Here is a 23,060-nt window from a genome sequence, read left to right as displayed (position 1 = left end):
GCCTTGGCTGAGTCGAGCAAGGAAAGTAGGGGGACGCAATGGACGATTCTCAGAACGTGTTCGAGCCGGGCGCTCTTTCGCGTCGCGGGTTTTTGAAGGGCAGTGCCGTCGCCGCTGTTTCGGCGGGGGCCCTGTCGTCTCTGGTCGCTTGCGCGCCGAGCTCTCCGGCCCCGAAGGAAGGCCTGGCCGGTACCGCCGGCGCCACATCGGTGGACGAGGGTATCTGGATTGCTGCAGCATGCTGGGACAACTGCGGCGGCCGCTGCGTGAACCGCGTGCTCGTGCGCGACGGCGAAGTGGTGCGCCAGGGCAGCGAGACTTCCCATGAGGACAGCTTCGAGTGGCTGCAGCAGCGCGGATGCCCGCGCGGGCGGGCACGGGCCCAGCAGGTCTTCGGCGAAGATCGGGTGAAGTTCCCCATGAAGCGCAAGAGCTGGCAGCCCGGCGGCGGTGCCAATGCCCACGGTGAGCTGCGCGGGCGCGACCAATGGGAGCAGATCAGCTGGGAAGAGGCCATCGACTACATTGCCCAAGAGGCCGAGCGCATCTACGGCGAGTTCGGCCCTGCGGCCGTCATCGGCACCAAGGCCTTGGCCGTGGGCAAGATTCTCCACCAGCTCGGCGGCCACATCTCCCTTTCCGATACGAGCTCCATCGGAACCTACGCCTTCAACATCGTAGCGCTCGGGCTTCCCTCCCAGGATCCGGGCGAGCTGAACGACCGCTTCGACAACAAGAACGCCGACACCATCGTGATCATGGGCGGCAACCCCGCCTGGTCCTCGGGCGGCTCCACCATGAACAACTTCAACGAGGCCCGCGATGCCGGCGTGCAGTTCGTCTACGTCGGGCCCTCTTACAACGCCACGGCAGCGTACTTCGAGGCCCGCTGGGTGCCGGTGCTGCCCGGCACCGATACGGCCTTCATGCTGGGCGTGTGCTACGAGATGATCGAGCAGGACGTGGTGGACTACGACTTCCTGAACACCTACTGCGTCGGCTTCGACGGCGATCACATGCCCGCCGACGCCACCCTGCAGGAGAACTTCCGCGGCTACCTGGTGGGCGACTACGACGGCACCCCGAAGACGGCCGAATGGGCCAGCGCCATTTGCGGAACTCCCGTAGAGGACATCCGCTGGTTCGCCGAGACCGTCGGTAAGGATCACAAGGTCATGCTCATGCACAACTACGCCTTGGCCCGCTGCGCCTCGGCCGACAACATCCCCCAGCTCTTCATGACCATGGGGGCCATGGGCGGGCACATGGGCAAGTCGGGCCATGCCTGCGGCGGTGCCTACAAGACCTACGACGGCGCCGGCGGCCCCGCGCTGGTGAAGTTCGGCGAGACGGGCCTGCCGGCCACGAAGAACGCGCTGGCGGACACCATGCCCGAGCCGCTCATGTGGCAGTGCATCCGGGAGGGGCGCTACAACTCCACCGGTGCCGCCTACGGCGTGAACTTCAACGCCGAGGACATCAAGGAAACTGAGTTCAAGTGGCTCAACATCGAGGGGCGCAACACGTTGCAGACGGCGGTGGGCCTAAGCGATGCGCGGGAGGCCATCCAGAAACTCGATTTCGTCACCGACCTCGCCTACACCTTCGACACGTCCGCGGCCTATGCCGACATCGTGCTGCCCTGCGCCACGGAATGGGAGCGCGTGGGCGGCTTTGCGGGACACCAGCGCTCGCGCGAGACGGTGGTCGTCTACAGCCGCGTCACCGAGCCTCTGTGGGAGGCCAAGACCGAGTTCGAGATCGGGCGCATGCTCGCCGCGCGTTTGGGCATGGACCCCGACGAGCTGTGGCCCATCACCGAGGAGCAGGCGTTCTTCAACCAGATCGTCGGGTGCACCTATGTGGATGCCGCCGGCGAGGAGAAGCCCCTGGTGACGATCACCGCCGACGATATCGCGAAGTGGGGCGTGGACGCTGAGCCCCAGGAGGGCGACATCGCCCTGGACGACTTCCTCTCAGCGGGCTGCTACACGGTCAAGCGCGCCGAGGGCGACGGCTATTCCTACATCGGCTACAAGGACTTCGTGGACGACCCGGAAGCCAATCCCCGCGAGAGCGCCTCGGGCAAGCTGGAGATCTACTGCCAGTACAAGGGCGACATGCTGAACTCCATGGGCTACAGCCCCGCCGGTACCTTCAAGCCCTATCCCACCTATGTTGCCTCCCCCGAGGGCCGCGAGGGCATGTTCGCTGACCGCCAGATCGGCGGGGCGGCCAGCGAGTACCCGCTCATCGTGTACAACCCCCATTACCTGCGTCGTGCCCATGGCGTCATGGACAACGTGCCGTGGCTGCGCGAGGCATGGTCGGCGCCGGTGTTCGTGAGCGCCGCCGATGCGGCCGCGCGCGGCGTGGCCGACGGCGATACCGTGCGGGTGTACAGCGCCCACGGCTCGGTGCTGCGCACGGCCTCGGTGGTGGAGATGCTCATGCCCGGCTGCGTCGGCCTTCCCCATGGGGCCTGGGCCGATTTCAGCAAGGACGACGGCATCGACGTCGCCGGTATGGACAACGTGCTGTGCGGCTCGGTGACCAGCGGCATGGGCACCTCGGGCTACAACAATTACAACTGCAACTTCGAGAAGTACGAGGGCGAGGCGCTCGTGGCCGACTGCGAGCTGCCCTGCCGCACCGTCGCCATGGCGTAGGAGGGGACACTCATGACTCAGATAGGTTTTTACTACGATCAGACCCGTTGCGCCGGCTGCAAGACCTGCCAGGTGGCCTGCAAGGACAAGAACCGCCTGGGCGTGGGCCCGGTGCTGCGCAAGGTGGCGAGCCGCCAGGTGGGAACCTACCCGGCCGTGAAGCTGTACCATCTTTCCGCCTCCTGCAATCATTGCGAGAGCCCGGCCTGCATGGCGAAGTGCCCTACCGGGGCGCTCTCCAAGACCGACGAGGGAGCGGTAGTGCGCGACGCCGAGGCCTGCATCGGCTGCTCCAGCTGCGTGAACGCCTGCCCCTACGGGCACCCGCAGATCGATGAGACCACGGGGCTGTCGGTCAAGTGCGACGCCTGCTCCGAGTGGCGCGCCGCCGGCTACCTTCCCGCCTGCGTGGAGGCGTGCCCCTACCGGGCGCTCGATTTCGGCGACGTGGAGGAGCTGCGCGCCAAGTACGGCGCGGAGGCAGTGAGCTCCATTCCCGCCCTGGGCGAGGACACCACCGGCTCGCACACGCTCATCAAGGCGCGTGCCGCGGCCTTGGAAGACGAGGGCACGCCCGTGACCCTGTAGCCTTTCCCGTTCCCGAGCGATGCCGCAAGTCCGAGGTGGGCTTGCGGCTCGCCGGGGTTTCGGGATAAGCTGGCACGGGGCGCGGGAAGCGTGGGAAGAAGAAAGTTCGGAGGCATCTTATGGGGGATGGGGCAAAGCCGCGCCGCAGCCGGCCTTTGGTGGTGCGCTATATCGCTCTCATGACCGCGGTGGCGGTGGTGCTCGTAGCGCTGTTCGGCTGGATGTCCTATCAGGAGCAGTCGCGCCATATGGAGGAGCAGATGCTCGCCGAGGCCCGGATTCTGGAGAAATCGGTGCGGGCGACGTGGGATTTCATCGACTACGAACAGCCCAATATCAACTATGACCGCGACGGGACCTACAACTTCAAGGGGCTCTACTGCTCGCTGGTGGGAAAATCGGTGGGCAAGCTGTTCACCTTGAGCACCGACGGCCGCTACACGCTCCGCTATACGCGGCTCGATCCCCGCAACGCCCTCGATGCCCCCGACGAGTTCGAGCAGCGGGCCCTCGACGCGTTCTACCACGAGGGCGCCTCCGAGTACACGGGCTTTGTCAATGCCGCGGACGGTTCCCGGGAGTACCGCTATGTGGGGGCCATCTACCTCACGGACAGCTGCCTTGAGTGCCACGGTGCCCCGGCCGGCGAGCTGGATGTGACGGGCTTTCCGAAAGAGGGGCTTTCCGCCGGCGATATCGGCGGTGCGGTGAGCATTAGCATGCCGACGGATCTGTACCAGGCGGGCATCAACCGGAACACGGTGCTCATCATCGGCTTTTTCGTGCTCTTCCTCACGATCACATTTTTGGCGAGCCTGCTGTTCTTCCGCCGCCGCGTGACCGAGCCGCTCACGTCTCTGGAGGCCGCCGTGGAGCAGATGGGTCAGGGGAATTTCAGCACGCCTGTGCCGGAGGGCGGTTATTCCCGCGAAGTCGACGAGCTCGTGCAGGGTGTGAAGGCCATGGCCGGCGAGCTCGATTCGCTGTACACCACCCTTGAGGAGAAGGTGGGCTCGCGCACGCGGCTCTATCGCGAGGCCAACGAGATGCTGGAAGAACAGCGGGCCGCCCTGGCGCGCACCAACGAGCTTCTGGAGCAGACCAACGGCAAGCTCGCCCAGGAAAACGAGTACCGCACCAACATCGTGGCCATCTTGAGCCACGAGCTGCGGACGCCTTTGACCTCCATCCTCGCCTTCGTTGATCTGTGGGAGGCGTCGGGGGAGGAGCACAGCCCGGAGAGCCGCGAGTGCCTCGAGAAGATCAAGACCCAAAGCCAGGTGCTCCTCGAGATGGTGAACAACGCCCTCGATATGGTGCGGGTGGAATCCGGTGCGCTTGAGTTCGCCCGGGACCCCGTCGACGTGACCGACCTGGCGGCCGTGACCGTCGGCGCGGTCGGGCCCATTGCCGAGCAGAAGGGCGTGGGGGTCGACTTCGCCATCGCGCGCGAGGTCCCCCTCATCCGCGGCGACTGGGCGCAGCTGGAGAAAATCCTCACCAACCTGCTGAGCAACGCCGTGAAGTTCACCGGCGCCGGGGGCATGGTGTGGTTGAAGGCAAGTTATGACGGGCGGAGGCGGGAACTCACGCTTGCCGTCGAGGATGAGGGCATCGGCATCGCGAAGGAGCGGCAGGAGGGCATATTCGACCGCTTCGTGCAGGCCGACGCCTCCATTTCCCGGAAATACCGGGGCAGCGGCCTGGGGCTTTCCCTTGTGAAGAAGACGGCGGAGGCCCTGGGCGGGTCGGTATCGGTGGAAAGCGAGCCGGGGCGGGGGAGCACCTTCACCGTCACGCTGCCCGTCACCCCCATCGAGGAGGATGAAGATGAAGATTCTCATTGCTGACGACGAGCGGGACATCTGCGAGGCGGTGTGCAAAATCGTCGAGCGCGCGGGGCACACCTGCCTGTGCGTCTACGACGGCGCCCTGGCCCTCGCGGCCTTCGAGCGCGAGCAGCCCGATGTGGTCATCCTCGATGTGATGATGCCTGAGGTGAACGGGTTCGATTTGTGCCGCGATCTGCGCGCCCGCGACCCGCATGTGCCCATCATGATGCTCTCGGCGAAAAGCGACATCGTCGACAAGGGCGTCGGGTTCGCCGCCGGCTGCGACGATTACGTGGCAAAGCCCTTCAACAGCCAGGAGCTGGCCATGCGCATCGAGGCTTTGCTGCGCCGCGCCCGGCTGGCCGACGAGGGGCGCGAGCCGCGCCGGAGCCGTGCGGTGGTGCGCCTGGGCGACATGGAGATTCGCCTCAAGCGCAACGAGGTGCTCGTCCACGGCCGCTACGTCAACCTCACACCGAAGGAGTTCCAGATCATCGCGTTTCTCGCCAATCATGTGGGGGAGGTGTTCTCGGCCCAGGACATCATGGCCAACGTGTGGGGCGAGGCCTATCGGCCCGAGTCGGCGAGCATCGCCGTGTTCGTGCGCAAGATTCGCAACAAGATAGAGGACGACCCCAACAAGCCCCGCTACCTGCAAACCATCTGGCGCGAGGGCTACCGCCTCGGCGACGCCTCGATGATCGAGGGAGACTGACGAAGGAATCGCCGCGGCGCACGGCTTCGAAGCGCGGCGTGTCTGCGTTAGCATCTCGGGGCGCCTCAGCTCGAGAATGGGGTGCACCCACATTTCTACTCTCCTCGACAGCACTACAAAAATTTCCTGGGAGGTTTTCGGCAACGTTTGTTTGGCGCACGGGGCACGGCAGCGCTATAGGAGTCATGAGAAAAACCGTCAAATAGGGGACTGTTGCGCCGCGACCGGCTCTGGCTCGGGCTTGGCGGCAGGGAGGGGTCGTCTCGGCAGCGTGGTTGCGCAGAAATGCCGCACCAGAGACACAGTTTCTCTGCGCTAGACACAATTTCGGCTGAAATCCTTCCGTATTAGCTACATAGAACGTGGTATTCTTTCTGTGTTGGAAACAGTTACCTGATGAAAGCGGTGTTTTCCATGGCTGCAATTCGACGTAAAATGCTTCAGGTACTTGAACGCTGGAACGAAAGCAAGGCAAAGAAGGCCTTTCTGCTCGTGGGAGCGCGACAGACGGGAAAAACTTATATCGTGAGAGAATTTGCTCGCGAACACTTCGCTCATCTTGCCGAAGTGAACTTTCTGGAGGACGAGAAGGCCATTCGGGTTCTTTCGGAAGCACAGGATGCGGAAGACTTCGTCTCGCGTCTCTCTCTGATTTGCGGCATGCCTGTAATTCCTGGAGAGACGCTTGTCTTTCTCGATGAGATACAGGAGGCACCCGATCTTATTACCGCTGTGAAGTTCCTCGTCGAGGATGGCCGTCATCGGGTGGTGATCTCCGGATCGATGCTGGGTACCGAAATGAAGGGCTTTCGCTCTTTCCCGGTAGGCTATGTGCAGATCGAGCGCATGTTCCCTCTCGATTTCGAGGAGTTCTGCTGGTCGCAAAACGTGCCACAGGCGATCATCGACGACATCAGAGAGGCGTTTGATGCTCGAAAGGGGCTGGATGCAGGACTTCACGAGAGGCTTTCCGGCTTGTTCAGGTACTTTGTAGCTATTGGTGGAATGCCTGAGGCGGTGAGTGCGTATCTCGACTCCTCCTACGACATGATGGCGGTGCGCGCTGTTGCTTCGCAGATCGTGGAGCAGTATCGGTTCGATATCGCGAAATATGCCCAAGGTCGCGCACCGCAGATTCGGCGGGTATTCGATGCCGTCCCCTCGCAACTCGATAAGGTGAACAAGCGCTTTCGCATGGACGCTTTGAAAAGCGGGGCCGTGTACGATCGCTACGCCAACGATTTCGCGTGGCTCATCGATGCGGCGGTTGTGCTGCCGACTTATCAAGTGAGCGAACCGAAACGCCCGCTTAGGCGAACGGCCCAAGAGAACAAGTTCAAGCTTTACGAGGCCGACACGGGGCTCTTGCTATCGCAGTACGCGCCCCAGACAATGCTGGATGTCATCGCCGACGCACCCTCGGTGAACTTCGGCTCGGTCTACGAAAATGCCGTCGCCCAGGCGCTCAGTAACGAGAACCCCGATCTGTTCTATTTCTGCAGCAGCCGAAAGGGCGAGGTGGATTTCATCGCGCAGCGCAACGACGGCGCTCTTGTGCCCATTGAGGTCAAGTCGGGGAAGGACTACAAGCTGCATACGGCTCTCAACAATTTGTTGGGCACGCACGACTTCGAGATAGGGGAGGCCTGCGTGCTCTCCTCGGCGAATGTGGAGCGGCGTGAGCGCGAGGGTAAGCCCATATGGTATCTGCCTCTTTACATGGCGTTCTGCATTGCCGAGCAAACAAGTGGCACCTTCGGCTCCATGCATCTGGCTCCTCCGACGTTTTAGAAGGCCCACGACGTTCTGAAGCGTTTACGCCGGGGCGGCTTCCAGGTCGAGGTCGGAGGCTGCGGCGGCTGGTTCGGCCAGACGGTCGGCAGCGGCCTTGCGCAGGCGCAGGACCACATAGGCGCCCATGACAACCGAGTACACGGCGATGGAAAGCACGGCCACCTCGTTGCCGGCCACAGCACTGGGCATGAGCAGCAGCGCCAGATGCACGTAGGTGAGCACGTAGAAGGGATAGGCGAGCCGCTGCACGCGCTTCCAGCTGGCCGCCTTCATGGCGTGCTTCACGCGCTGGGCCGAGGTGACCCACAGCACCACCATGAGCGCGGTGATGAGCGCCGCGAGCCCCAGGGAGAAGGCCAAGTTGCCGGAGAAGGCGCTCGCCAGGCGCGGCAGGTAGGAGGCGCCGTAGAAGGCGATGTGCCCGCAGGCGAAGATGCAGGCGAGGATGGACAGCTGCCGGCGGATGGGCATGAGGTGGGTGCGCAGCGGGTTCCCCTCGCCGAGCACGCCCACGAACATGACCACGGTGAACAACAGGAAGGCCAAAGCGCAGCGCTGCATGAGCGGCTGGAAGTAGGACCAGGCCTCGCCGCGCACGCCGGCGGACACGCCCCAGAAGTACAGGGCCACGAGCGCCACAGCGCAGACATAGAACGGGACGGGGTGCTTCTTCAAGGGTTTCGCACAGGCCCAGACAAGGGCAAAGGACACAACGAGGGCTACGATAAATCGCATGATGACTCCTTCAATTCAGATAGACCGATTGCAACGACTATCTCCCTCTGCTCGATAAGGTACCACAGGAGGAATTATCCGGCAACGAGAATTGTTTGAGCGGTCTTAGTCTTGAGAAATACGCTTGGAAATCTAGAATACACCAATAGGACACTATTACAGCAGAGAGAAGATGCGAAAGAGAGAGTAATTACTTGCAATATTGGGCATCAATAGTAGTTGACTGTCCTAGATTTGCATGATAGTATGGGCGCTGTAACCGTCATACAAGTTTAGGACGGTTGCACCTATGCATGGGTCGTACTGGAGAAAAGAGGGGAAACGACCTTGCCGAGGGAGCTTTCCCTGCGATCGGAAGAGGAGGGTCATGTATGAGTAATGAACTGACTCGACGCAGCTTCGTCAAGTGGGGCACTGCCACTGCGGGCGCCACGGCGCTGGCAGGGCTTACCTCCTGCGCTCCCGCAAAGGAAGAGGAGCTTTCGGAGACGGGCGGCACAACCCAGGATTTCGGTTATCCCGGCGAGAAGGGCAACGGGCAGTGGCTCACGGGGGCCTGCATGAACAACTGCAGCTGCGAGCACTCGCGCTGCCTTCTGCGGGTGTACGTGGAGGACGGCGTTCCACTGCGTATCCGTACCGACGAGGAGGAAGACTCCATTGAGGTTCCCCAGCGCCGAGCCTGCCCGCGCGGCCGCGCCCAGATCAGCAACATGACCTCCCCGGCGCGCATCAAGTATCCCATGAAGCGCAAGGGTTGGAGCCCCGACGCCCCCAATGGCGAGATGCGCGGTCGTGATGAGTGGGAGCGCATCAGTTGGGACGAAGCGCTCGACTATATTGCCGCGGAGATGCAGAAGGCCTACGATAATTGGGGCCCGAAATCGATCCTCGCTGCCGCCTATAGTGATATCGGCGAGGAATACTTCGATCCCATTGTGTGCCTGCTGAACGCCAAGGGTGGCGCGGTACATCATGACTTGGGCACGGTGTCGCTGGGCTCGTGGCCCTGTGTGGAGCTGTTCATGACTGGCAGCATCTTCGAGGCTCCTGATGCCTTGAGCCTCGCCGAAAGCCAGCTGCACTTCCATTTCGGCAACAACTGGGCGGCGAACAAGGCCGGCAACACATCGCTTCAACTGAATTACGCCAAGGAACAGGGCGGCAGGCTTGTCATCATCGACCCGTGGCTCAACCAGACGGCTGCCGCCATCGCCGATGAGTGGGTGCCCATTCTGCCCGGTACCGATACGGCGTTCTGCCTCGGTATGATGTACCACCAGGTGGAGAACAACCTGCAAAACCAGGAGTTTCTGGACACCTACTGCGTGGGGTTCGATGCCGAGCATATGCCCGAGGGGGCGGACCCCAAGGAGAACTTCAAGGACTACCTGCTGGGCACCTACGACGGTGAGCCGAAGACGCCGGAATGGGCCGAGGCTATCTGCGGTGTACCTGCGGCCACTACGCGCCGTCTCGCCGAGGAGATCGCTAAAACCGAGAAGGTCGATTTCTTCGCTGGTCAGTCCACCACCAAGATTCCCGCTGGCGAGATGTTCGGTCAGGCTTTCTACACCTTGGCCTTCATGCACGGCGTGGGAACCCCGGGCAACTATGTGGGATGGCTCGGTATGCACGAGCACGGCTATTCCACTACACCCTACTGCTTCGCGGGGGATGCCTCCAACGGTGCCGGCAAGAACCCTGTCAACCCGCTGGCTCCCCCGGTCATCGTGTTTGTGCCCAATTGGGCTGAAATTACCGACAAAGACTCCTGGGAAAAGGTGGACTACACCGAGTGCTGGCAGTCCATTCTCGACGGGGCCTACGGACGCGACACCTGGCCCGGCGGCAAGAAGCCCCTTGACATCCACGTCATCTACACGGGCGGCTACGAGAACAGTCTGAACTCGCTGCCCAACGCGAATGCCGGCATCAAGGTCTTCCGCAAAGTCGATTTCGTGTGGGGCGCCGCGCCCTTCTTCGATGCCTCGCGCCAATACTGCGACATTGTGCTGCCCGTGGCAACGTGGTGGGAGAAGGGCAACATAGCCTGGAGCGTGAATGCCGAGACGGTGTACTGGGCCGACCGCATTATGGAGCCGCTGTACGAGGCGCGCCCTGAGACCGAGATCGCCGAAGAGCTGGCGAGCCGCCTCGGCCTCGATCCGAAGGCCGTAAACACCATGACCGACGCCGAGCGCACCTACTATTCCTTCGCCGGCGCCATCAAGATGACCGACCAGGCAACGGCAGCATACGAGCCGCTGTTCACCATCACCCAGGAAGACATTAACGCCCTGGGCGTGGAGGGCGAACCGCAACAAGGCAGCATCACCATCGCCGAGTTCAAGGAAAAGGGCTGCTATAAGACCCAGCGATCCAAGGGGGACGCGCTCACCTATCGGCCGTTCGAGGCATTCATCGCTGATCCGGTAGCCAATCCCGCTGCCACGGCATCGGGCAAGTTCGAGATTTACAGCGCGACGCTCTCGGCAGTTGTAAGTTCGCTGGGCTATTCCGCCATTCCGCCCATCGCGAAGTGGCAGATCGGCGACCCCGAGCAGGGTGCTGGTACTCAGACCGACGCCTATCCGCTGCTGCTGTGGACGCCGCACTCCCTGCGTCGCTCCCATACGGTGAACGACAACGTTGTCTCGCTGCGCGAGGCATTCCCCCAAGAGTGCTTCATGAGTACCGTGGATGCCGAGGCCCGGGGCATCAAGAGTGGGGACACAGTGTTGATGACGAGCCCCTACGGCAAAGTGCTGCGCCCGGCCAAGGTGCTGCCCACCATTGTGCCCGGTGCCGTGGCGCTGCAGGACGGCGCCTGGATTCGCATCGACGAGGAGACGGGCATCGATTTGGGTGGCGATCCGAATATTCTTCAGGCGCCGAAGGCGTCGGGGCAAGCCTCCCAGTCGTGGACGGGCACGCTCGTGCAGGTGGAGAAATACGATGGGCCGCTGACACTTAAGCCCGACAAGGACATGCCTATAGTTATGCCTGTAGGCATTGAGGAATAGGGGGCGCATCATGACTCAATACGCATTTCATTTGGATGGTGGCAAGTGCACTGGTTGTAAGACGTGCCAGGTTGCATGCAAGGAAACGTATAAGTTGCCAGTGAGCAACCTCTACCGCAAGGTGTACAACTACCAAGGTGGCTCATGGAAACCCACTGAAGCTGGCCACTATGTACCCGACGGTGTGTTCGGTTATTTTGTGTCTCTGGCCTGCAACCACTGCTCGAGCCCGGCCTGCGTGGCGAACTGCCCCACCGGTGCCATGCAGAAGGACGAGGAGACCGGCATCGTTTGGACCGATCACGACGTGTGCATCGGCTGCAAGACCTGCGAGACCGCTTGCCCCTATGGCGCGCCGACCTACGGCGAGGAAGAGGGCTACATGTTGAAATGCGACATGTGCCGCGGCGAAGTGGCCGCGGGCGGCAAGCCTATCTGCGTAACCGGCTGTCCCATGCGCGCGCTGGACTTCGGCACTCGCGAGGAGATGATCGAGAAGTACGGCGAGGGAGATGTTGAGGTGGAGCCGCTGCCTGCCGACACCACGGGCCCCAACCTGATCCTGACGCCTCATCGCGACGCTCAGAAGTCGGGATCGGGCACTGGCTCAGTGGTCAATCTCGAGGAAGAGCTGTAGCGGTTTCCGGGAAGATACTCGCTCGGTGCGAGAGGACTGCGAGGGGCGCAGATCGCTGCGCGAAGCAGTAACCGTTGCGGCAGGATCTGTGCCCCTTTCATGAACCTTTCCAATACCGAGAAGAATGCTTTCCAACCCTGTATAATCCCACGTTAAGGCGGGCACCGGACAGATTCACCCCCCTCCCTCCCGATTTGCCCGGTGCCCCGCCCTTTCTTTTTTCCGAGGTGCCCCATGAACACTCCTTTTGATTCCGATACGCTGGCTGCGGCCGAGGTCTGCTTTGCTGTCGCCTCGCAGTTGCTGTACCTTGAGCCGGAGATCGCGCCGGTGGCCGAGCAGGTCGCAAGCCGTCAGTTCGCGAGCGCTCCCTTTGGCGAAGGTAACGACGATGAGCGGCAGGGCCTGCATCTTCTTGACGGGTGGTGTGCAGTCGCCCTGAACGCATCCGAGGTGCCCGAGGAGGCAAGCGCCGACGAAGCGGCCGCGCGTCTCGTGGAAAGCCCCGCATTCGCCGAAGCCGTGGCTGAATTGCGCCGCGAATGGCTGCGCCTGTTTGTCGGCCTGGGCACGCCCGAGGCGTCGTGCTTAGAGTCGTTCTACGTGGAGCCCAACAGCCATATGTTCGGTAAGAACGTCATCGCCGTGCGCGAGGCCTATCGCCGCCATGGCCTTGAGATTGAGCGACTGCACCGCGAGCCTGATGACCATCTAGGCCTCATGCTGGGCTTTCTCTCGCGCCTGATGGCCGAGGAGCGCGAGGCCGTCGAGGCCGGCGATATGCAGCAGGGCGCTGCACTCGCTGACGAGCAGGACGCGTTCCTGACCGAGCATGTCCTTCCCTGGCTGGCTCCGTGGCGCTATGCTGTCGAGAAATACGCGCGCACCGATTACTACCGTGGTGTCGGAGCGTTCGTTTTCGGCCTGATTGCCTGTTATGCCGAGCGTTTCGGCATTCGCTTCGACGGAAAGGCCAGCGCGTTCAAGCGGAGGAAGTAGCGTCGGTGCCTTTGAGGGGAGGCGCGTATGTTGGGGACGTTCGTGGTGCTGTACCTGTTTCTAGGCGGATGCGGGGCTGCCGCGCTGTTCGTGACGGCTGTATGGTCGCTGCTGTTCCATCGCACGGAAACGCGCACCTTCCAGCAGAGCCGCGCCTTCTGGGATCTGGCGGGGAAGCTTTACCTCGCTAGTTTCGGGCTTCTGGCTCTTTCGGCATTCTGCCTGCTTCTTGATCTTGGTAGCCCCCACCGCTTCTTCCTGTTGTTCCTGCGCCCGACGGCATCGCTGCTGTCGGCGGGCTCGTTCGTGCTGTTGGCGGCACTGCTCGCCTCAGGCTGCTTGGCAGCGGTTCATGCTCTCGGCTGGCCTGCGCCCTCATGGGCGCGCAAGGGGTTGGAAGCGCTTTGTGCGGTGCTGGCGACGGTGCTGATGGTATATACCGGCCTGTACCTGGCGTGGATGGAAGCCGTGCCCCTTTGGAGCAATGGGGCGCTCCCGGCTTTGTTCGCGCTCTCGTCGCTCTCTTCGGGAATGGCTGCAGTGCTTCTCGCGGCGCCTTTTGTGCGCGATTGGGCACTTTTGTCCGGCTGGATAGGCGGCTTGCACCGGGCGCATCTGGTGGTCCTGGGACTCGAGTTTCTGGCGCTTGTCGTCTTTCTCGCCCTGGCCGCGATAAACCCATTCGCCGGTCCGGGCCTCGCGCAGCTTGTTTCGCCCGATGGCCAAGCCCCCTGGTTCTTCGCGGGGTTCGTACTGGGCGGCATCATCGTTCCCTTCGCCGCTGAAACGCTGCGCCCCTTCACGGGCCGTGTCGCGCCCGTGGCCGCATCCGAGGTGCTCTGCCTCTTCGGAGGACTGATTCTACGGTTCTGCCTGGTGCTGGCCGGAAGTCACTGGCTCGGGTGATACAATGCGAGCCGATGTGAAACCGACGCGCCCGATGGGCGCGCAAGCAGGAAGGCACAGGAGAGCCCATGGCCCTGTTCGAGATAGACGAATCAAGCGGACTACCCGTTTGGGTGCAGCTGCGCAACCGGTTCGTGTATCTCATCAAGACGGGCCACTACCAGCCGGGCGACCAGCTGCCCAGCGTGCGCACCCTGGCCGCCGAGGCCGCCATCAACTACAACACCGTGAGCAAGGTGTACGTCAATTTGGAAAGCGACGGCTACGTCGAGTCCGTGCGCGGCCGGGGCGTGTTCGTGCGCGACATCGGCGGGAAGGCCGATGACGTGCGTTCCATCGCCGACACCGAGATCGAGGGCTGCATCCGGCGCTGTCTGGCCCTGGGAATGACCATAGACGAGGTCACCCTGCGCATGATGGACGTGGCCCACCGTTTGAAGGACGAAAAGTCCTGATCCTCGAAGAGGGGAGAGTTCCATGCTAAACCGCACTGCGAAGACCGAGCGCGAGGGCCGCACCCGTCGCGCCGCCGGCATCGAGAAATACAATTCTAACGTCGACCGTCGCACCTCCCAAAACGGGCCGCTTATTTTCTCGGCCTTCATCGCTGTGGTGGTGTTCTCCTGCGTGTTCGTGGGCGGGTTCGCGCTGATGGGGGAATTCAACGTCTGGTGGCTTTTGGGCGCGCTGGTAGTGGCCTGGGCTGCCACCATGTGCGTGCACATCGCCATGCAGTGGGAGAAGGTGGTCATCTTCCGCTTCGGCAAGTTCGACCGCATGGCGGGGCCTGGGTTGTATTTCACCATTCCCTTCATTGAACAGACGGCGCTCAAGGCCGATCAGCGCATCATGGTCACCGGCTTCGGCGCCGAGGAGACCTTGACGAGCGATCTTGTGCCCATCAATGTGGACGCCGTGCTGTTCTGGATGGTGTGGGACGCGAAGAAGGCGTGCCTGGAGGTGGAGAACTACTACAACTCCGTGTCGCTGGCGGCCCAGACGGCCCTGCGCGATGCCATCGGACGAGCGAGCGTGTCGGAGGTGGCTATCCGCCGCAACCAGCTCGACCAGGAGCTGCAGGAGGTCATCGAAGAGCGCACGAGCGTGTGGGGCATCACCGTCATGTCCGTGGAGATTCGCGACATCGTTATCCCGCAGGAGCTGCAGGAGGCCATGTCCGCCGAGGCCCAGGCCGAGCGCGAGAAGAACGCCCGCATGGTGTTGGCCGAGGTTGAGAAGGACATCTCCTCGATGCTGGTGGACGCCGCCAATGTGTACGACGAGAACGAGTTGGCGGTGCGGCTGCGTACCATGCACCTGCTGTACGAGTCGGTGAAGAACTCCGGCGGCACGGTGGTCATTCCGAGCGCCTATTCCGAGGGCTTCGCCGACGCCGGCCTCGACCGCGCTCCGGACAGTCTGAAGAGCGGAAAATAGAACGTTCGAAACCGGCTGTCTCCCGCGGTCGGGAGGGCAGACCAAGGTCTGCCCCTACGGGGTGTTGCGATAGGTTGTTCTGCGTTGCGCGAGCCTTCTATCCGTAGGGGCGGACCTTGGTCCGCCCTTGAAGCGTGGGAGGCATTCAGCCGAAGTACTGCTCGTGCCAGATGAGGAAGCAGTAGGCTGACCAGATCTTCTTCATGTGGGAGCAAGCGCTGCGCTGGTGCTCGTCGAGCAGGGCATTCAAACGTTCGGTGTGGAAGAGGCGACGGGCGCGCTCGCTGTTCAGCACCTCGCGGACCTGGGCGTTCCACGGCTCTTCCCTCAGCCACTGGGCGAGCGGGGTGATGAAGCCCTGCTTGGGCATGGCGGCCGTGGCTTGCGGCAGCATGCGGGCCGCGGCGGCGCGCAGGGCGATTTTCGTCTCGTGGCGGCCGACGCGCTGGGCGGCGGGAAGCGTGCTCGCCAGGGCGAACACCTCGCGGTCGAGGAAGGGAACGCGCAGCTCCAGCGACGACGCCATGGACATCTTGTCCGCCTTCAGGAGGATGTCCTGCTGAAGCCAGGTGAGAATGTCGGCGGTCTGCATGGCCGTGACCTCGTCGGGCGCATCCCCACACGCTTTCCCGCTGCCTACGATTTCCGCGAACAGGGGCGCTGTGAGCTCCCAGGGTGCCGGGGCCGCCGCGCATCGGGCGCCCACCTCCGGCGCCAAGAGCCCCAGCGCTTCGGCCCAGGCGAAATTGTACTCCAATCGGATATAGCGCTCGGGTAGCCCATGGGCCCCGCGCAAAAGGAAGCGCCGCCCGTGGGTGCCCTCGGGCAGGTGCCGCGCGGCGGCGCTCGCGGCCCGGCGCATGGGTACGGGCACGGCCATGTAAGGCGCAAAGGCGAGGCACTCCTGGTAGTAGGGATAGCCGCCGAACAGCTCGTCGGCCCCTTCGCCCGACAGCACCACCTTCACTGACTCGGCGGCCATGGCGCACAGGTGGTACAGCGGCACCGCCGAGGGGTTCGGCAGAGGCTCGTCCATGGCGTACTGCACGGCGGGCACCGAGGCGAAGAACTGCTCGGCGCCGAGAATGCACCCCTCGTTCGGCAACCCGGTGGCCCGGGCGAAGGTTGCAGCGGCCTCCAATTCCGAAAAGCGCCCCTCGCCCCAGCCGATGGTGAACGTGCGCGCCTCCATGATGCGGGCGGCCTCCCGGGCCACGAGGCTGGAATCCACCCCGGCCGAGAGGAAACAGCCCACATCTACGTCGGCGATGGCATGGGCCGCCACCGACTCCCGCAAGGTAGCCTCGATGGCCTCGGCGCTCTCCTCCAGACTGCGGCTCGCATCGGGGACGAAGCGCGGGGCGAACCATCGGCCGCATTCGGCGCGGCCGTCGCGCCATCGCAGCCAATGGCCGGCGGGCAACTTGCGGACGCCTTCGAACAGGGTCTCCTCGTCGGGCAGGTACTCCATGCACAGCCAATGGGCGAGTCGCCGCTCGTTCAGGCTCCGGTGCGCGCGCGGATGCGTGATCAGCCCCTTGATCTCGGAGCCGAACAGGATGCGCTCGCCTTCCACGGCATAGTAGAGGGGCTTGATGCCGAAGGCGTCGCGCGCGCAGAAAAGCTCTCCTGCGGCTGGGCGATACAGAGCGAACGCGAACATGCCGCGCAAGCGGTCGAGCACCCCTTCTCCCCACTGCTCGAACCCGTGGAGTATCACTTCCGCATCGCCCTGGGTGGAGAAGGTGTGACCTGCGGCGATCAGCTGCCGGCGTAGTTCCTGGTAGTTGTAGATTTCGCCGTTGAAGACGAGCACGAGCGAGCGATTCTCGTTATAGAGGGGCTGGTTCGCACCGGCCAGATCGATGATGGCCAGGCGCCGGAAGCCCAAGGCGGCGCGGCCGTCGCTGAAATACCCTTCCGAATCGGGCCCGCGATGGGCGATGGCATTGGCCATAGCGACGATGGTGGCGCGGTGGTCGTAAGTCTGGTCGTTCTCGTCGATAAAGCCGACAAAGCCGCACATAAGGGATCCTTCCTGAAAGCTCGTGCCGAAAAACGTGGAAAACTTGCCAAGCTTCTGACCTGGTGATATCGAAGGAAATCTCAGGTCAAAAGGCTAGTTTCGAAGTGACAAGTTTTTCGAGGTTTTCGGCGGCCGCCCGGCACGCATGATGACGCAGTCGGCTAGTACGTCCAGGGCGTCTACCACGGGAAGTCCTGCCGCCCGCGTCACGCCGCCGAAAGCCAAGGACAGCTCGGTGCAGCCGAGCACGACGCCGTCGCAGCCCGCTGCGCGCAGCGGGGCCGCCAGCGCCTCGAGAGCCGCTGGCTCTACGAATCGCCCCGCCTTCACTTCGTCAAAGATGATGCGGTTCGCCCGCGCTTGCGTGGCGCTATCCGGGTAAAGACAGTCCACGCCGAGTCGTGCGGCCTCGTGCCCGTACAGATCGGCGGCCACGGTGCCGCTTGTGGCCAGCACGCCGATGCGCGCCAAGCCCACAGCGGATGCGGCGGCGGCAGTCTCGCGCACCATGTGGACGACGGGGATGCCCAAGGCGCCCTGCAGTTCGTCGAAGAAGCCGTGGGCCGTGTTGCAGGGCAGCGCCAGAAGATCGCAGCCGCAGGCTTCCAGAAGCTGACCGTCCTCGATAAGCGCTGCGAGGGGAGAGCGGTCGCTTCGCCCCAGCAGGAATGCCGTGCGATCGGGGATGGCCGTGTCGTTGAAGGCAAGGGTGCGCACGTGGTCCTGGTCGCAGCGGGCCTCGGTGCGCTCGACGAGCCGCTGCAGGAAGTAGGCCGTGGCCGCAGGTCCGGTGCCTCCGAGCACGCCTACCAAGAGCCCGCTCATGATGCTGCTTTCGCGCGGGCCGCCAGCCTGTCTGCCAACGGGAGCTCCGGCGAGACGCAGGCAACGCACTCGTCGTCTTTGCCGGAGACAGTCCCCTTCGTACGGCGATCGACTATGGCCCCGGCACCTTCCAAATCTTCCACTGCTTTCTCCCGGGCCCGCTTATCTGCCATGGCGGCCCGGCAGGTCTTCCATTGGCGGAACGCGAAAACGAGCGGATACAGGCGCCGACGCAGGCTCTTCTCGGCCGGGTAGTCCAGCGGGTCGGCATCGCGGCCCAGCGCGTACAGCCCCCGCACCTCCTGACGCAGGGCGTCGTCGCGGATGTAGTCGAGCAGGATGGCCTTGGGCGCCACGGTGTAGAGCGACTCGCCCCGGGCTATCGTGAGCCCTTCGGGCAGGGGTCGGCCCAACACGAGGTCGTCCATGAGCCAGCGGGCCACGTTGTCGCCGGCGGCGGTCACATAGTAGTTGCTGCGGCCCAGACGCGTGTTTATCTCGAGGAAGCGATGGCTGTCGTCGCGCGGGTCCACCTTGATGTCGAAGTTCGCGAACCCGGTGTAGCTCACGGCCTCCAGAAAGCGCGCGGCCTCGGCCACGATCGTCTCGTCGGTGCGGCTCACGATGGCGAGCGGGTTGCCCACGCCCATGGGCCGCATATCTTCCAAAAGCGTCTGTCCGAAAGAGGCGAAGCGCACCTTTCCGTTCTGGTCAGAGTAGGTAGTGAGGATGCGCATGCTCGTGTCGTCGCCGGGGATCATCTCCTGGATGAGGAACTTCCCCTCGTAGCGGCTGCTCTGCACGGCCGCAAGCGTCGCCCGAAGCTCCGTCGCGTCGCGCAGGAAGAACACCTTCTGCTTCCCGGGGAAATCGGCGTAGTGGTAGGCCGCCGAGGAAGCGGGCTTGGCCACCACGGGGAAGGAGAAGGGAAGCGCGAGGGCGGCCGGGTCGTCGCCGCCCGTGCGGGCATCGAACACCACGGTGCGCGGCGCGGGCACGCCGACTTCCGCGCACAGTTCGTAGAAGCGATCCTTCTCGGTGAGCCGGTTCAGCAGATCTTCGCCAATGTAGGGGATGATGAAGGACTTCTCCAGCACGGCACGGTTCTCAACGATGAGCCGCACGTACCAATCGCCGCAGCCGAGCAGAAGCAGCGGGCGGTCGCTGAAGCACTCGGCAGTGTTGGCCAAGGTGGAGAGGAGCACCGCCGGCCGTTCCAAATGCGGCACCACGCGGTTCACAAGGATGGAGGAGTCGCCGCACATGTGGCAGTCGGCCTGGGAAAACACCAAGGGCACGATGCCGTAAGCCTCGTGGAAGGCCCGGGCGAGGCTGTAGGCGCCGATGTCTCCGCCGAGGATCACCGGCAATACATCGGGGGCGTCGATATTCTCCATAGGGCTCATCTCCTGACCTTTGCTCGTCTGCGTTCAGGAGAAATGATAGGAAAGCCCTCCATTACGCTTCCCATAGCAAATGCTGACGAAAGCGTAAGGAGGGCGTAACTTTTCCTTACGGCGGGACGATGCAGCTCTCTGGCGGGGGCACACCCCGTGCTCAAGCAATGGCTCGCTCGGCGGAACAGGACATTTAGTCCTGTTCCGTTCGCTGCGCAACCTGCGCGCGGGGCGCGCCCCCGCCAGAGAGCCGCATCGCGAGCCCGTTCGGGGCCGAAAGCCTTATTCCTCGACGAGCTGTTCCAGGGCGGCCAGTTTCACGCAGCAGGTGAAGACATCCATGGCGGCGTCAAGCTCTTCCAAGGGCGGCAGCGAGGGTGCGATACGGATGTTGGAATCGGCCGGATCGTCGCCGTAGGGCCAGGTGGCGCCGGCATCCGTCATGGTAACACCAGCGTTCTTCGCCAGCTCCACGATGCGGCGCGCCGTGCCAGCGGGCCCCTCGAAGCTCACGAAGTAGCCGCCGCGCGGATTGGTCCATGTGGCGATGCCGGCCTCGGCAAGCTCCTCGGCCAGTTTCTTTTCGACGAGCTCGAACTTCGGGCCCATGAGCGCGCCGTGAGCGGCCATATGCTCGGGCAGGCGCGCGCCCTCTTCCAGGAAGCGGGCGTGACGCAACTGGTTGAGCTTGTCGTGGCCGATGGCCTGAACGCCCAAGTGCCGCTTGATCTCGGCTATGTTGGCGGGGCTTGCGGCCAAAGCGGCCACGCCCGCGCCGGGGAAGGTGATCTTCGACGTGGAGCCGAACTTCAGATAGCGATCGGGGTTGCCCGCCTCGCGGCAGGCTTCGGCGATATCGAGCACGATGTCCTGCTCGGCTGGATCGCCGGAGAAATGGTGCACGGCGTAGGCGTTGTCCCAGAAGATGCGGAAATCGTCGGCGGCGCACTCCATGGCGGCGAGGCGGCGCACCGTCTCATCGGAGTAGGTGATGCCGGAGGGGTTCGAGTACTTCGGCACGCACCAGATGCCCTTGATTGCGTCGTCGGCGACGACGAGGCGCTCCACTTCTTCCATATCGGGGCCGTCCTCGCAAAGGGGGACGGGAATCATCTCGATGCCGAGATCTTCGCAAATAGAGAAGTGACGGTCGTAGCCGGGGACGGGGCAGAGCCATTTCACCTCGGGCAAGCGCCCCCAGGGCGTACTTCCCAGGGCCCCGAACACCAGGTAGCGCACCATGGCGTCGTACATGGCCGTGAGGCTCGCATTGCCGAGCACGATGACGTTCTCTGGCTCATCGTCCAGAAGCGCCGCCATGAGCCGCTTCGCCTCGGGGATGCCGTCGAGCACGCCGTAGTTGCGGCAGTCGGTGCCGTCCTCGGCGGCAAGGTCGGCTTCGGAGTCCAGCACGTCCAGCATAGGCAGGGACAGCTCCAGCTGTGCGGCCGAGGGCTTGCCGCGGGCCATGTTCAGCTTGAGGCCCCGGGCCGCCATCTCGCCGTAGCGGGCGCGCACCTCGGCGAGCTCGGCCTCCAATTCCGCCTTGGACATCTCTGCATAGCGCGGCATATTCCGTCCTTTCGCCGTAAAACTGCTCGTCTGCATAAGATACGGAGTGTCACTCCATCACGGTAAAGTATAATCCCAAAGGTCAATGAAACGACACGGAATATGGCGCTTCGCAAGAATGGCTGGCCATACGGTGTCGGTTTCGGCAGGGCGGCGTTGGGGGCTGGCCCGCTGGCGCCTCTTGCCGAAACCGACCCTGGGAGTTCCAAACGTGTTGCAAGGATTCTCGCGGAAGGGGAAACATGATCGAAAGCGATATGCAAGTCGTACTCGCCATGCTGCTCTACTTCGTCGTAGTAGTGGTCATCGGCTTTGTGTACGCCAAGCGCTCCAACTCGTCGTCCGAGGAGTACTTCCTCGGCGGCCGCGGCCTGGGACCGTGGCTCACGGCTCTGTCGGCCGAAGCGTCGGATATGTCGGGGTGGCTTCTCATGGGCCTGCCCGGCGTGGCCTACTTCACCGGCGCGTCGGATGCCATGTGGACGGCCATCGGCCTGGCCATCGGCACCTATCTGAACTGGAAGTTCGTGGCCAAGCGCCTGCGCAAGTACTCCGAGAAGGCCGGCAACGCCATCACGGTGCCCGACTTCTTCTCCAATCGCTTCCATGACACGAAGCACATCCTCATGACCATCGCCGCGGTCATCATCCTTCTGTTCTTCACCATCTACACCGCGTCCTGCTTCGTCACCGTGGGCAAGCTGTTCGCCACGCTGTTTGGCTGGGACTACGGCGTCATGATGGTCATCGGCGCCATCATCGTGTTCCTCTATACCTTCATGGGCGGCTACCTCTCGGTGTGCACCACCGACCTCATTCAGGGCATGCTCATGTTCTTCGCGCTGGCCACCGTGTTCATCGGCTCTGTCACGGCGGCCGGCGGCGTGGAAAACACCGTCGCCTTCCTGCAGAACATCCCCGGCTTCCTCTCCGGCACCGAAATCGCCACGCCTTTGCTCGACGAGGCGGGCAACCAGCTCATCGAGGGCAACGAGCCTATGTTCGGCCCGGCCGGCACCTACGGCATCATCACCATCGTGAGCGGCCTGGCCTGGGGCCTCGGTTACTTCGGCATGCCCCAGGTGCTCATCCGCTTCATGTCCATCCGCCACTCCGACGAGATCAAAAAGTCGCGTATCATCGCCATGATCTGGCTCGTGGTGTCCCTGTCCTCGGCGGTGTGCATCGGCCTTATCGGCCGCGCGGTCATCCCGACCGAGTTCCTCACCCAGTCGGCGGCCGAGTCGGTGTTCATCGTGCTGTCGAAGATGCTGCTGCCGAGCTTCTTCTGCGGGCTCGTGGTCTCGGGTATCTTCGCGGCGGCTATGAGCTCCTCTTCCAGCTACCTGCTCATCTCCGGCAGTGCCGTGGCCACCAATATCTTCAAGGGCCTCATCAAGCGCGATGCCACCGACAACCAGGTCATGATCGTGGCCCGCATCACGCTCACGGCCATCCTGCTTCTGGGCATCTTCCTGGCCATGGACCAGAACTCCTCCATCTTCGACATCGTGTCCTACGCTTGGGCCGGCTTCGGCGCGTCGTTCGGCCCGCTCATGCTGTGCTCGCTGTACTGGCGCCGCACCACGCTGCCTGGCGCCATCGCCGGCATGCTGACCGGTGCCGTCACCGTGGTGGTGTGGAAGAACCTCATTGCCCCGCTCGGTGGCTGGTTCGCCGTCTACGAGCTGCTTCCCGGCTTTTTGCTGGCGCTGCTCGTGATCGTGGTGGTCTCCAAGCTCACGAAGGAGCCGAGCAAGGAAGTCACCGACGACTTCGACACCTACATGGAGCTTGACGTGTAGCGCTGCGCGGCAACGATACGTTTTCTCAACGGAGCACTCCGAAGCGGGGTGCTCCGTTGCTGTTTCGGGCTACGATGCGAACGTCAACCGTGAGACA

Annotated in this window: 17 protein-coding genes; 12 read left to right on the top strand and 5 right to left on the bottom strand. The window is 63.4% G+C overall.

Features of this window, described 5'->3' with window-relative positions; translation table 11 throughout:
• The first annotated feature begins 38 nt into the window (after positions 1-38).
• From ACW4QM_RS04695 to ACW4QM_RS04675, 5 genes are all read left to right on the top strand, one after another.
• Positions 39-2,669: a molybdopterin-dependent oxidoreductase gene (locus ACW4QM_RS04695; protein WP_455798224.1), complete on the top strand. Its 2,631-nt coding sequence runs from the start codon at positions 39-41 to the stop codon at positions 2,667-2,669.
• 12 nt (positions 2,670-2,681) lie between these two features.
• Positions 2,682-3,257: a 4Fe-4S dicluster domain-containing protein gene (locus ACW4QM_RS04690; RefSeq protein WP_157012260.1), complete on the top strand. Its 576-nt coding sequence runs from the start codon at positions 2,682-2,684 to the stop codon at positions 3,255-3,257.
• Positions 3,258-3,376: 119 nt separating this feature from the next.
• The gene (locus tag ACW4QM_RS04685) at positions 3,377-5,107 is read left to right on the top strand and encodes a sensor histidine kinase (protein ID WP_157012258.1); all 1,731 of its coding nucleotides are present in this window, start codon (positions 3,377-3,379) and stop codon (positions 5,105-5,107) included.
• Positions 5,088-5,804: a response regulator transcription factor gene (locus ACW4QM_RS04680; RefSeq protein WP_157012256.1), complete on the top strand. Its 717-nt coding sequence runs from the start codon at positions 5,088-5,090 to the stop codon at positions 5,802-5,804. The genes ACW4QM_RS04685 and ACW4QM_RS04680 overlap by 20 nt, the downstream gene beginning before the upstream one ends.
• Positions 5,805-6,200: 396 nt before the next feature.
• The gene (locus ACW4QM_RS04675; RefSeq protein ID WP_157012254.1) at positions 6,201-7,595 is read left to right on the top strand and encodes an ATP-binding protein; all 1,395 of its coding nucleotides are present in this window, start codon (positions 6,201-6,203) and stop codon (positions 7,593-7,595) included.
• Between the two features lie 24 nt (positions 7,596-7,619).
• Here ACW4QM_RS04675 and ACW4QM_RS04670 read toward each other — a convergent pair whose 3' ends face one another.
• Complete coding sequence (locus tag ACW4QM_RS04670) at positions 7,620-8,333, bottom strand: ferric reductase-like transmembrane domain-containing protein (RefSeq protein WP_157012252.1); 714 nt, start codon at positions 8,331-8,333, stop codon at positions 7,620-7,622.
• A gap of 371 nt (positions 8,334-8,704) precedes the next feature.
• On the opposite strand from ACW4QM_RS04670, the gene ACW4QM_RS04665 reads away from it, so the two are divergent.
• The 6 genes from ACW4QM_RS04665 (at position 8,705) to ACW4QM_RS04640 (ending at position 15,338) form a co-directional block, all read left to right on the top strand.
• Positions 8,705-11,359: a molybdopterin-dependent oxidoreductase gene (locus tag ACW4QM_RS04665; protein WP_455798223.1), complete on the top strand. Its 2,655-nt coding sequence runs from the start codon at positions 8,705-8,707 to the stop codon at positions 11,357-11,359.
• A gap of 10 nt (positions 11,360-11,369) precedes the next feature.
• Positions 11,370-11,996: a 4Fe-4S dicluster domain-containing protein gene (locus ACW4QM_RS04660; RefSeq protein ID WP_157012248.1), complete on the top strand. Its 627-nt coding sequence runs from the start codon at positions 11,370-11,372 to the stop codon at positions 11,994-11,996.
• 234 nt (positions 11,997-12,230) lie between these two features.
• Positions 12,231-12,995 carry a TorD/DmsD family molecular chaperone gene (locus tag ACW4QM_RS04655; protein ID WP_157012246.1) on the top strand — a complete coding sequence of 255 codons (765 nt, stop codon included), beginning with the start codon at positions 12,231-12,233 and terminating at the stop codon, positions 12,993-12,995.
• A 27-nt stretch (positions 12,996-13,022) separates the two neighbouring features.
• Positions 13,023-13,901, top strand: coding sequence for an NrfD/PsrC family molybdoenzyme membrane anchor subunit (gene nrfD, locus ACW4QM_RS04650; protein ID WP_157012245.1), 879 nt, complete (start codon positions 13,023-13,025; stop codon positions 13,899-13,901).
• Between the two features lie 68 nt (positions 13,902-13,969).
• Positions 13,970-14,356, top strand: coding sequence for a GntR family transcriptional regulator (locus tag ACW4QM_RS04645; protein WP_157012244.1), 387 nt, complete (start codon positions 13,970-13,972; stop codon positions 14,354-14,356).
• Between the two features lie 22 nt (positions 14,357-14,378).
• Entirely contained in the window at positions 14,379-15,338 is a 960-nt protein-coding gene (locus ACW4QM_RS04640) for a slipin family protein (protein ID WP_157012243.1), read from the top strand.
• Between the two features lie 145 nt (positions 15,339-15,483).
• Here ACW4QM_RS04640 and asnB read toward each other — a convergent pair whose 3' ends face one another.
• From asnB to ACW4QM_RS04620, 4 genes are all read right to left on the bottom strand, one after another.
• Positions 15,484-17,364: an asparagine synthase (glutamine-hydrolyzing) gene (gene asnB / locus ACW4QM_RS04635; RefSeq protein ID WP_157012242.1), complete on the bottom strand. Its 1,881-nt coding sequence runs from the start codon at positions 17,362-17,364 to the stop codon at positions 15,484-15,486.
• Between the two features lie 93 nt (positions 17,365-17,457).
• On the bottom strand, positions 17,458-18,189 hold the full coding sequence (gene cuyB, locus ACW4QM_RS04630) for a cysteate racemase (protein WP_157012241.1): 732 nt from the start codon (positions 18,187-18,189) through the stop codon (positions 17,458-17,460).
• Positions 18,186-19,586, bottom strand: coding sequence for a carboxylate--amine ligase (locus ACW4QM_RS04625; RefSeq protein ID WP_157012240.1), 1,401 nt, complete (start codon positions 19,584-19,586; stop codon positions 18,186-18,188). Before ACW4QM_RS04625 ends, cuyB begins: the two co-directional genes overlap by 4 nt.
• Positions 19,587-19,868: 282 nt before the next feature.
• Positions 19,869-21,158 (bottom strand): aminotransferase class I/II-fold pyridoxal phosphate-dependent enzyme, encoded by a 1,290-nt coding sequence (locus tag ACW4QM_RS04620; protein ID WP_157012239.1) that lies wholly within the window; start codon positions 21,156-21,158, stop codon positions 19,869-19,871.
• Positions 21,159-21,400: 242 nt separating this feature from the next.
• Between ACW4QM_RS04620 and putP the strand changes: the two genes are divergently transcribed.
• Positions 21,401-22,963 (top strand): sodium/proline symporter PutP, encoded by a 1,563-nt coding sequence (gene putP / locus ACW4QM_RS04615; protein ID WP_157012238.1) that lies wholly within the window; start codon positions 21,401-21,403, stop codon positions 22,961-22,963.
• The last annotated feature ends 97 nt before the right edge of the window (positions 22,964-23,060 follow it).

The sequence above is a fragment of the Adlercreutzia sp. CNCM I-6207 genome (assembly GCF_977072305.1).
This window is presented reverse-complemented; position numbering and strand designations above follow the sequence as displayed.